Source organism: Fictibacillus nanhaiensis (assembly GCF_019801215.1).
GTDB lineage: Bacteria > Bacillota > Bacilli > Bacillales > Fictibacillaceae > Fictibacillus > Fictibacillus nanhaiensis_C.
This window is the reverse complement of sequence record NZ_JAHVJO010000001.1, coordinates 1,585,141-1,596,108: the sequence shown is the minus strand read 5'-3', so window position 1 is coordinate 1,596,108 and position 10,968 is coordinate 1,585,141. Positions and strand designations below refer to the sequence as shown.

The following is a 10,968-nucleotide window of genomic DNA, read 5'->3' as shown; positions in this document are numbered from 1 at the left end:
AAAGAAGCCCAAGGATAACATTAAATCCTTTGGGCTTCTTTTTGTGCAGTATCTAAAATTGTGATTCTATAATCTTGTAGAGAAGATATTTCGCTTAGTTCCTGTTTAATCACTAATAAACCTTTCTCAATAAATAACCCAAGAAATTTATTAGTTTCATCTTCATCCAACATTTTATTCAACTCATTTATCATTAAGTGTTTATAAAGGATAAATTCATTCCCTCTAATTATTCCATCAGGAACAGCCCACTTACCTGAACCATTATGCGAAAGAATTTGCATTTTATCATAACTAGCAATTCCTTTTGCTAAGGCTATTTTAATAGCTAATGGTCTTTCAACTTCTAACATGCCGCATAGGTTTTCTAAGATCTCCTTGGAGTCCATGGAGATAGATACTTTTCTATTTGCCATTAAATCACACCTTCACAAAATTAAAGTAACCATCTCGAATGATTGTATACTTCTTTTTCTCATCATAGTCGAGCATGTATTGCTTATAAGAGTTATTCTTCATTAACTTAACATATTCATCAGTAATTTCAGTATCTGTAGATAGTATAATTACTTGTTCACTTAATTCTTTATAATAATGATTAATTAAATGATTTCTGTGGTGACTGTCCAGTCTCCCTAATGGAGTATCAATGACCATTGGTAACGATAAGTCAGATGCTTTAGTTAACGCCCATATTAATGCAGAAGAAATCATTTGCATCTCACCAGCAGAACGATCCTGAATACTTACTTGTTGACCTCTATCATTAAATAATTTTATCGTGTACGAGTTTATATCGAAGTCTATATTACTAAATTCCTCTTGTTTTCTAAATAGTTTTGATAACATATTAGAAAACTCTTCTCGAATATAATTTGCTTTTAATAGTGTAGATTGTTTTACAAATTGTTCTACAACAATAACTAGTCGTTTAGTATATTCAAGTTTGCTTGCCACTTGATCGGTGTCATCTTCAGCTGATGTATGCCTTGTTACCTGATTAAGTAAATTAGCTTTCTGTTCATTCAAAGTATTAAATTTTTGCATAACTGATTTTAATTTGAGTTCAAGTTTACCAAATTCTCTAGTATATATTTCAATCATATTACTTTCAGAACTATAATCAGCTGCCTCAGGAGCATTTCTAATTTCTGTTTCTAAATGATTTATATCATTTTTCTTTTTTTCAATACTGTTAATGAGTTGAGTAACAACATGTTTATCTCTAATTGGTGTATTAACTATTAAACTATAATCATTTGGTGCTATATCATGAATGACTTCAATTATAATATCTTTTTTATTTACTTTGTTTTCTTTTACCCAAATTTCTTCACCTAGTTTTTTTATCTGTTCTAATTGATTAGATGTAAGTGGGGGATTAACACTTTTATTTAAGAGTTGATTGATAAAACTATGGTAAGGCTTAAGAGATGCTTCATTAATAATCTGTTGTTGTTTTGTATCATTTTCTACTTTCAAACGTTTTTTTAAATTAGAAATTTTATCTTTAAGTATGATATTGGTTACATGTTCGTTAAAATGATTTGCAAATTCTTTTTCCTGAATTTCAAGTTCAGTATTAATTTTGGTTTGTTTTTTTACAACTTCTTCCCGAGACTTTGAATTAGCTGAGATTTTTTTATTTCGAAGTACCTTTAAATCGTCAAGTCTAGTTTTTAATTTGTTTTTTTCAGTTAATAATACTTTTTTACGATTTTCTACTTTTTCAATATCTCCATAAACAGTTTCTAATTCTTTTTTGATATTAAGTAATTTAGCACTACTAACTGACTTAGTAAGCTTATTCTCTAAATCTTTCTGAACAGAATAGAGATCAATTAAAAGCTGCTTATAGGCATCCATACCGCTGATTTTTTGAATTGCATTTTTCATTTCTTCACTGTTTTGACGAAGAATAATATCTTTTATTTCTTCTCCATCAAAGATAAAGAATGGAGCAGCATGATAGGGAATAATACGATCAATTATCCTATTAAATGCCTCAATGTTTCCAACTTGCGCATGTTTTCCATGTCTAGCACCAGGTTTACGAACGACAATATCTCGATTTTCATTTATTAATATCTTGTTTTGATTAAAACTCCAGGTAACTTTTAATTCCCATTCTTCAAGATTATCATTTTCAAGAATAAGAGTAGCAGAGCAATCTCGGCCACCTTCTTCATAAAATGTATTATTAATAACATTAGAAAATAAACGTTTATGTTCTGTTTCCGTAATTCCACGTTTTCCAAATAAAATATAATGAATGGCTTTTAAAATTGTAGTTTTTCCAGCACCATTTAGTCCACCAAGGAGGATAATATTCTTCTTTTCCTCTTGTCGAACTTCTTGAGGGATATAAAACTCTACTTCTTGATGCCCATAATAGGTTTTGTAATTATCAAATAATAATTTTTTAAATAACAAAATTAATCACCTTTATCTTGCTTACTATAGTAAGTTATTAAATCTAAGTATTCCTTTTTCCTTGCACCTGCTGTTGCATTTTCATACGAGTACTTTTCAGCTTCTTTAAATAAAGATTTAATTAGTTCTAAATTTAATTTGTTCTCCTTGCATAATGAATTCATCAATTCAAATTCTCTTTTTTTAATTTCTTTCATATAAACCCCTTAATAACTTTACTTTTACATATAACATTTTATAGTAAAACCCATTATTTTACCAGATTGATCAAAAACTATTCTAATTTAATGAAAACTGTGAAATTCCGCATACCTGTTTAGGAAAATCTTTCTTTCATTCTGCAAATAAATAAGACAATAAAATATTCGTATAGCCCCACATATATTAATAATTGATATGAACTAATTATAGACAAAAGTTACCATTAATGGATAAAATAATATGTAATTGTCATTATTAGGAGGAACTATATGAGTTTAGTACAATTAATTAACAAAAGAGTTAATGAGAAAATTAAAGATCTGAGTGAGGAATACAATTATCCAATATCTATAAAAGAAGGTATAGCATTTAGTTTTTATTCACTTGAGAAAATATTTAATAATTACAATGGTGATATTGAAGCTGGGATTGTAGATAGTAGTTTTAGACAAGAAAGAAATGATTATGGAATTGATGCTTTGTATTTAACTGGTAACAAGGAAATAATAGAAGATATAAATCAGCTAGAGGATTATAATAGTGACAGTAGATTTGATTTTCATATTTTTCAATTTAAAAAGGGTAATTCTATTGACGTAGAAACATTGTTAAAGCTAAAAGAAGGTATTGAGAAGGTTTTTATAAACTATGAATTTCCCGAAGAAGAAAACGAGTATTTATTTGAATTAATGGGTAATATGAAATCAATAAAAGAATATCTTTATGAAAACTTCTCTTCAAAAAAGATAATGATAAATATTTATTTATGTTTCTCTGGCAATAAAGAGTTGATTTTTAGAGATAACAATTTAATGTCTAGAATCACTGATATTAGGAATTTATTACTGGGTAATGGCTATAATAATGTTGATATAGTACTAGTAGATGCCCAGGATTTAATTGATTTTGAGCAGGGAAAAAGTAATATATCAGAAATATTGAAAATTGAGAATTCTTTTAAATATATTTCTTCAGGGGAAGAAAATAAAAAACTTAATGGATATATTGCTATGGTTAAAGCAAGTGAAATAGCAAAATTAGTTGAACAGTGGCAAACTTCTTTATTTGAAGCAAATATAAGAGATTACTATACAAATAACGTTAATAATGAAAAAATAATTCAAACCTCTTCAAGTGAAGAAGAAGCAAAATATTTTTGGAGTTTTAACAATGGTCTTACCATTACATGTAGAGAAGTAATTGAACTTCCAGGTGCTAAGTTACAACTACAAGGTATGCAAATAGTTAATGGGTGTCAAACATCTAATTCTATCTATAAAGCATATAAAAATTCTCAAAGACTAATTGAATTAGAAGAGAAATCGGCCGCAAATACGCTGAATGACACTGAAAAAAAAGAAATATGTGAACTTAAGAAAATTTCATTAGTTGATGATACTCATCTTTTGTTAAAAATTATTGAAACCCAAGATGAAGATCTAGTCTATAGGATTACAGAAACTACAAACTCTCAAACTGCTATTTCAGCATTTAGTATTAGGGCAAATGATGATATTCATAAGAACATAGAAATGTTTTTAAAGGATTATGGTTATTTTTATGAAAGAAGAATTAACTTCTATCGTAATAAAGGAGTCGTATCAAAAAAAATTATTGATATAAAAAAATTAACCCAAGCTTATATATCTATGATTAATTTTAAGCCATCCCAAGCAATGTCCAATCCCAAAAAGGTGTTCATTAATTCTTATAATGATATTTTTCCTAATTCTAGAAGTGTCGATTATGAATTATATACTATACCTGCCTTGATTCAACTTAAAATTGAGCAAACTATAAAAACAATTCAAAGAAACAAATCAGAAGCTGATGGTTTTAACAAAAAATTAATGAGTTATGGTAAATTTCATCTAGGGTGTTTTATACTTAAGTCTATGTTAGGAGATAAATATACAAAAAGAGGAATAAAAGAAAAGTTTAGTATTTTAGTAGGGATAATAAATAATGATGTTGAATTTGAAATTCATTTTAAAAATGCAATGGTAGATTTAGCAAAAACAGTACGTAGTTATACAAGTAGTAAAGAAAAGATTAGTTCAGTATTAAAAAACAAAGATATTGACAATAAAATTAGTAGAATTATTAATGGGAAATCAAAATAAATTTTTAAAACCGTAACCATGATAAGGTTACGGTTTTCTTAAAGTTTATTTAATACATCAAGATCATGTGATTTAGTTGTAGATGAACATGAAAATCTAATGGTATTTCTTACATCATTAATTGATAGTCCTATCTCTAGCAGCACATGACTAGGTTTTGCTGAGCTACATGCTGAACCCGTAGAAACTGCAATGATTGGTGCTAGTTGTTTTACAAGTATTTCGTTATTTATACCTAAAAATTGAACACTTAATATTCCAGGTAATTTATCGTTAAAATCATTGTTGAATTTAATATTTTCATGGAATTTGTTCGATAATATATTAATTAAGCTGCTTTCGATTGCTAAAATATGATCTATGTTCTTATCGATTTTTTTATTAGCTAGTTCGGCAGCTTTTCCCATTCCCACAATGTTATGAACAGCTAAGGTACCACTTCTATAACCATTTTCTTGGCTACCACCATGTAGCAATGGAGTTATTTTTGCCTTTAGTCCAAGATGATCTTTTTTTAATACTACTACCCCTACTCCTTTTGGACCATGAAATTTATGAGCGGAACATGTAAGGAAATTTAGTCCATCAAATTTATTAAACTTAAACTTAACTTTACCAACTACTTGAGTTGCATCTGTATGAAATCGGATATTGTATTTCTGACAAAGTTCACCAATTTTTCTAATAGGATTTAATGATCCAATTTCATTATTACCCCATAAGATACTAACCAATATTGGTGGCTTTTCATTAATAATAATTTCAAAGTTATCTAAATCAATTCTTCCAAAACGGTCTACATCAAGATAAGTAATATCAAAGCCTTTTGTTTCAAGGTACCTACAAGTTTCTAGCACAGAGGGATGCTCTACTTTTGTTGTAATAATGTGTTTGTTCTCTGTTCCATAATAATCAGCAATACCTTTTAAGATCATGTTGTTTCCTTCAGTAGAACCACTTGTAAAAACAATTTCATCTGTTTTACAACCTAATAAGTTTGCAACTTGATCTCTAGCCGTTTCTACTGCTTTTTTAGCATTTTCAGCTAAAGAGTAATATTTACTAGAGGGATTTCCATACTCTTCAAGTAAATAGGGGAGCATTGCATCTTTGACTTCAGGATGTATTTGAGTAGTAGCACTATTATCTAAATAAAGCATAAATAATCACCTCGAATTATAACTGCAATAAATTAATCATCAATTTTTCAGAGTTCCCAGCGTGTTGGTACTCATTAGCTAATAAACGTACTCCTCTTTCTAAATGAGCATTAAATAGTTCTGGAAAGTACTCTTCCTCGTTTATTTCTCGTTTGGTATGTTGTGTGATTAATGCTTTATAAATGTAGTCATCTTCTCCAGTTAAAGTATTACGGTTAAATTCTAAACCATTGTTGTCACTTAAAGTAACTTCTGGAGTACCTTTTTGTCGTAATGAAAGACCAATAGCAATTCTAACCAAAATGTTAGGTGTAAGATTGGTTGTTGATTGTAATTGCTTTAATTTTTCCCCGGTAAATTTCGATGTTTTAAGTCTAAAGTTCATTGGGAAACCCCCATTTGGCTAAACATAAAGTATTCGTTATGAATCTTTACTTTTTCTTCATTTGTAAGAAATTCTAGAGTGTATTCCTTAGCTATTCTTGGTTTGAGAAGTTCATAATTTGCTCGATCAATTTCCGAATCAGTTGATAAAATGATTACTTGTTCTCCGCATGCTGGTATTAACTGAGTAAGAACTGTTAGTTTATGAGTTTTATCTAGGCGGCCAAGTAATGTATCAAAAATAAATGGAAGACGGCGACCAGAACTTTTAAACATTGCCCAAACAACTGAAAGTAATAAAATTTCCTTTTCACCAGAGGAAAGAGAGTCCTTATAAAGTTCTTCATTACTCGAATTAAAAAGTCTAACTTCAAATGTCTCTTCATTTATTATTACTCTAGAAACGTAGTCTCTTTTTCTCATTAAAGAATTCAACATTTTTGTAGCTTCAATTTGGACTTGTTGCAACTTTTTTTGCTGCTGTGTTTTTCTAAAGTGTTTACTTAATTCAATTACTTGAGATGAAATTAAGAACGTATTTTGGACTTTATTACTATCAACAAGTTTATTTTGTTTTGTAATTTTTTCTGTTTCCAATCTATCAAGTTCTATTTCCATTTCATTATGAATTAACTTTTTTTGTTCTAGTTCACCAGTCAATATTGTAATTTCTTTAGTCATCTGTTGAATGTTTTCTAATATTTCTTTAAAGTCAGTTGTTTGATCGTTTAGTTCGATTTTCTTTCTTAATTCATGAGATTTTTTTAACAAATCTTGATTCTCTTTAATTTTTTCTAAGTAGTAGCCCGATGAGATTTTACTAACATTTGTATGTGTATTTTCAATTTCGATTCGTTGGCTAAAGGATGCTTTATGAATTGATATTACAGGGTTGTCATCGTCTGTAATAACTTCCAAAAGTCCATTTAAAAGTTTATCTTGCAAATCATCATTAATTGGCAAATTTGATTCAATTAATTTCTTCAGTAAATAATCTAATTTTTTTGGTGTAAGAAGGTTGCTTAAGTGTTCTACAGCCTCTAATGATTTTTCTTGTTCCATTTGCTTTTTCACATCTGCTAAAAGGGATCGGTTCATATAAAAGGGAAGAAGTGTAGAAATAAAATTACGAACTTCGTCCATATTTTTTGTTCTAATGCTTTCGATACTGTTTACTTCTTTTAAAAATTGCTCTCGTTTATCCTTAACGAGACCGCCATGTGTATTAAAATCTCTTTTTAATTCTGATAACTTTTCTTGAATATTTGTGATTTGCTCAAATAAATACTCTTGTGTTTGAGTGGATTCTTTAAGGTTATTCTCAAGAGCTTCAATTGCTTCGTTTAATTCTAGTATTTCGTTTTCTTCTTTTGAAAGATCATGTGCTTTATTTTGTTTAATTAATTGATGTAAATCTCCTTCAAGATTTTCGAATAAGTTTAAGTTAAACATAACCTTCGCTGAAGCTCTCAAATACTCAGATAAACGATTGTCATTAACAATACGTGATATTTCTTCTCCGTCAAAAAGGCACAGATCAAACAATTGTGGTGGGACAGTCTCTTTTAATTTTGAATGATATAATTCTTTTTCTGAGTCATTTAAATAGTGATCATTTTTTAAGATAAGAAAATCTTCTTTAAGTTTCTCTTTTTGTAATTTCCAACGACGAATAAATTTATATTCATTACGCTTGTAATTTTCAACTTCGCTGTACTCAATAATAATCTGATAGAGTGATTCATTTTGACTTACAGCATTTTTATTAAGTAAGGATTTAACTCTTCTATAATAAGCATCATTTTCAGTTCTAAAACCAAAGGCGTATGAACCAAATAATGCAAGACGAATTGAGTTAAGAAAAGTTGTCTTTCCAGCGCCATTTTCACCACCAAATAAAATTACATTTTGAAGTGGGGAATCAACAGAAAGGTCTATTTCATGTACTCCTTTGTAAGCACCAATATTATTAAGCATTACTTTATTAAATTTCATATTTAAACCCTTCCTTACAAATGCAAGTAATCTTGTTTTAGAACTTTTTCTATATCTTGAAAAAGTCCTCTTCTTACATTAAATCCGTTGTATTCACGTTCAATAGAAATTAGTTGCTTTAACAACTTAAAATCAACTTTGTATTTTTCGCACAATAATTCAAGATCAGTTAATTGTTCCTGATCGAATAGGGGAGCATCATTCATTTCCCAATCTAAATCAACGCCTGTTACTTCCTTATAAATCTTTGGAACCCGATCTTCCCAATCACCGTTTTCCAGCCAGTATCTTCTTATAACTCTTAGTTCATCTTCTCGAATTAGCTCAAAATTAGGATCTTGAGGATGTATAAGATCTCGTTGAGTTTCAAGTAGCTTTCTTAATATTTCAGATCGAGCTTCTAATGTAAATGGTCCTAAACCAAACTGCATTAATTTGGCTTCATCTCTTACTAATAATTTAAATTCTTGTCCTGTAGAAAGGTCAATCTTATTTTCAAATAAATAAGCTTTTACATCTGATTTATCTATAATCGTGTATTCAGCTAGAGGTGTTTTAACCGCTGCAACTCGACCCTTTTTAGGAATAATTACATAATCAATTCCATCAATAACTTCAATACGAGCTTCTTTAAAATAGATTTGTCCGTTCATTCTATATTTTTGACGGTAAGTTCTAACATCTCTAATCTCAGCAAGCCAGTTTCGGAATTCCAATAGGGGACGCATCCAGTCTTCGCCGCTTTCAATAAAACCATTAAGTGCTTTGTCTTCTGTTACTACTGTACAAACCCAACATCCAAAGCGACTATTTCCACACGATCCAGCACTTTCTTTTACCGTTTTATCCACAACAAGTGGGCATTCTCCAGAGCTAGAATCTTGATAAAGCTTATGTAGTGCAAAGTTGTCATCGCCCCATGGAGACTCATTGTTGAGAAGATAGTTCCATACATCATCAAGTTCAAAATTGCGGATAGGCGCATAAACAAATGCATTTGAAAGTGTTGAATGACGCATTAATATTTTCCCTTCAACAGTATGAGATTTCATTACATTTGCACGAGTAGCGCTCTCATCATCTCTTACACCAAGGACCATGATAACTTCACCAAATTTAGAAACTTTGTCCGTAATAAACTGGTTAGCTGGATCTATTTTTAATCTGTCAGTACACCATCTAAACTTTTGATTAGGTGATGGATAGCCTTTTCCAATTATATTTGCCCAAAATGATTTTTCAGGAGCAGGTTTTACTTTGTGTGTTTCAATAGGTAATCCAGCTTCAAGAGCTTTCTCTTGTATACGATGTAGAGTACTATTAATAGAAGAAATTATTAAAGGTGTCTCTACAAGGGTATCTGATGAAATTACATATATTTTTTTGTGTAACTTTTCGTGTGGTAGTTCTGATAGTGCATCAAATACTAGTTGTGCAACAACAGTGGAATCTTTTCCACCGCTATAACCAACTACCCAGGGACGATCGTCGCTTAAATAAACTTCTTGGATTTGTTTTTTTGCTTCTTCAATTTTTGGAAACTGCTTCGTTAGTAAACTATTAAATAAACTCATATAGAAACACCACTCTTTAATTTTTCTTCAATCTTTTCCTCTTGTTCTGTAAGAGGTAGATTTAATTTTTTCTTAATTAAGTTAGAGGTTAGAACAACGGTTTGATTATTTTTATTAATTCTCCCAGTTTGTCCGAAAGCACGACCTAACCAATCTTTTGTATTGGATCTATTCCAATCAACAGTATTTAATTGTGTTAAATAATCTTTCCATTTTACTGGTTCGTTTTCGTAAAGGTAATTACCTATAATGCCAATAGCCTCAAGGAATACTCCGTGACCAACAACAAAGGTAGCTCTTAAATCTCTTGGTGATAATTCCTTGTTCATTACAGCATTCCATTCAGCTAGAGAATTAGAAAGAAGCTCCCAGAAGGATTTTAGAAATTCTTTTTCAGTATCAGAAATTAAATCGCCCTTGGTTTTACCTAATAATCTCAGATTAGTATTAAAAATGTGATTTAGAGCAAATAGTTTTGGTGAATTTTTTGATAGTGAAACACGCTCTTTATCAGTGTATCGTTTAAGTAGAGGTATTTCATCGATAATTTGCTTGGTTAATAGTGCCAACTGATCTCTATGATCGTATAAAATTCCAATGGATGAAGTTGTATTTACAGCATGACGATTCAGATCAGCAAATATCTGTTGAGAGCGAGTAAGACCTTTGTCTAAGAAAAATACTACAGATATAGTCTCATCACCTAACTCTGGGAAAACTTTCAAGGCTTCTTCAATTGCAGCTCGACGATGTTGACCATCATTAATTAAGAACTTTGAATCTAATGATATAGAAAGAGTCCCAAGGTTTTTAAATTGAGATTCTTTTGAATATGAAGTAAATCTCATTTCACCATCAACAGAAGCAGTTAATGAGGAAAATACATAGTCTTTTGGATTTTCTAAAATATAGTTAGAAATATCTGGGACTCGAGATTTATTCAAAATACGTTGAGCTCTATGTTCAGGTGGGATTTCCTCTTCATCAAATAAAAAGATTCTAGGTATTAACTTTAAAGGGCACATAATTACATAATATTCTTTTCCGGCTTGCATACCTCTTAAAGCTTGAAAGTTATAGCTGAAACTAGCATTCATA

9 protein-coding genes are annotated in these 10,968 nt (G+C 29.9%); 1 reads left to right on the top strand and 8 read right to left on the bottom strand.

Translation table 11 applies throughout. The features are described 5' to 3' along the window. Positions 1-20 precede the first annotated feature (20 nt). Genes KUV80_RS08280 through KUV80_RS08270 form a run of 3 tightly spaced genes read right to left on the bottom strand, consistent with a single transcriptional unit; the run spans position 21 to position 2,630 of the window. Positions 21-416 carry a hypothetical protein gene (locus KUV80_RS08280; RefSeq protein WP_222462168.1) on the bottom strand — a complete coding sequence of 132 codons (396 nt, stop codon included), beginning with the start codon at positions 414-416 and terminating at the stop codon, positions 21-23. A 4-nt stretch (positions 417-420) separates the two neighbouring features. Continuing rightward, entirely contained in the window at positions 421-2,433 is a 2,013-nt protein-coding gene (dndD, locus tag KUV80_RS08275) for a DNA sulfur modification protein DndD (protein WP_222462167.1), read from the bottom strand. 2 nt (positions 2,434-2,435) lie between these two features. Next, a complete protein-coding gene (locus KUV80_RS08270) occupies positions 2,436-2,630 on the bottom strand; it encodes a DNA modification system-associated small protein (RefSeq protein WP_222462166.1) in 195 nt (64 codons plus the stop codon). A gap of 273 nt (positions 2,631-2,903) precedes the next feature. Between KUV80_RS08270 and KUV80_RS08265 the strand changes: the two genes are divergently transcribed. Further along, positions 2,904-4,757, top strand: a complete 1,854-nt coding sequence (locus KUV80_RS08265; RefSeq protein WP_222462165.1) for an AIPR family protein — start codon at positions 2,904-2,906, stop codon at positions 4,755-4,757. A gap of 38 nt (positions 4,758-4,795) precedes the next feature. Here KUV80_RS08265 and KUV80_RS08260 read toward each other — a convergent pair whose 3' ends face one another. From KUV80_RS08260 to dndB, 5 genes are read right to left on the bottom strand one after another with little or no spacing between them, the layout of a single operon-like run. After that, positions 4,796-5,917, bottom strand: coding sequence for a cysteine desulfurase family protein (locus KUV80_RS08260; protein ID WP_222462164.1), 1,122 nt, complete (start codon positions 5,915-5,917; stop codon positions 4,796-4,798). Positions 5,918-5,933: 16 nt separating this feature from the next. Continuing rightward, positions 5,934-6,302 carry a DNA sulfur modification protein DndE gene (gene dndE / locus KUV80_RS08255; protein WP_222462163.1) on the bottom strand — a complete coding sequence of 123 codons (369 nt, stop codon included), beginning with the start codon at positions 6,300-6,302 and terminating at the stop codon, positions 5,934-5,936. After that, on the bottom strand, positions 6,299-8,296 hold the full coding sequence (gene dndD / locus KUV80_RS08250) for a DNA sulfur modification protein DndD (RefSeq protein WP_222462162.1): 1,998 nt from the start codon (positions 8,294-8,296) through the stop codon (positions 6,299-6,301). The genes dndE and dndD (KUV80_RS08250) overlap by 4 nt, the downstream gene beginning before the upstream one ends. 14 nt (positions 8,297-8,310) lie before the next feature. Beyond that, on the bottom strand, positions 8,311-9,870 hold the full coding sequence (gene dndC / locus KUV80_RS08245; RefSeq protein ID WP_222462161.1) for a DNA phosphorothioation system sulfurtransferase DndC: 1,560 nt from the start codon (positions 9,868-9,870) through the stop codon (positions 8,311-8,313). Continuing rightward, positions 9,867-10,967 carry a DNA sulfur modification protein DndB gene (gene dndB / locus KUV80_RS08240; RefSeq protein ID WP_222462160.1) on the bottom strand — a complete coding sequence of 367 codons (1,101 nt, stop codon included), beginning with the start codon at positions 10,965-10,967 and terminating at the stop codon, positions 9,867-9,869. Before dndB ends, dndC begins: the two co-directional genes overlap by 4 nt. Between the last annotated feature and the right edge of the window lies 1 nt (position 10,968).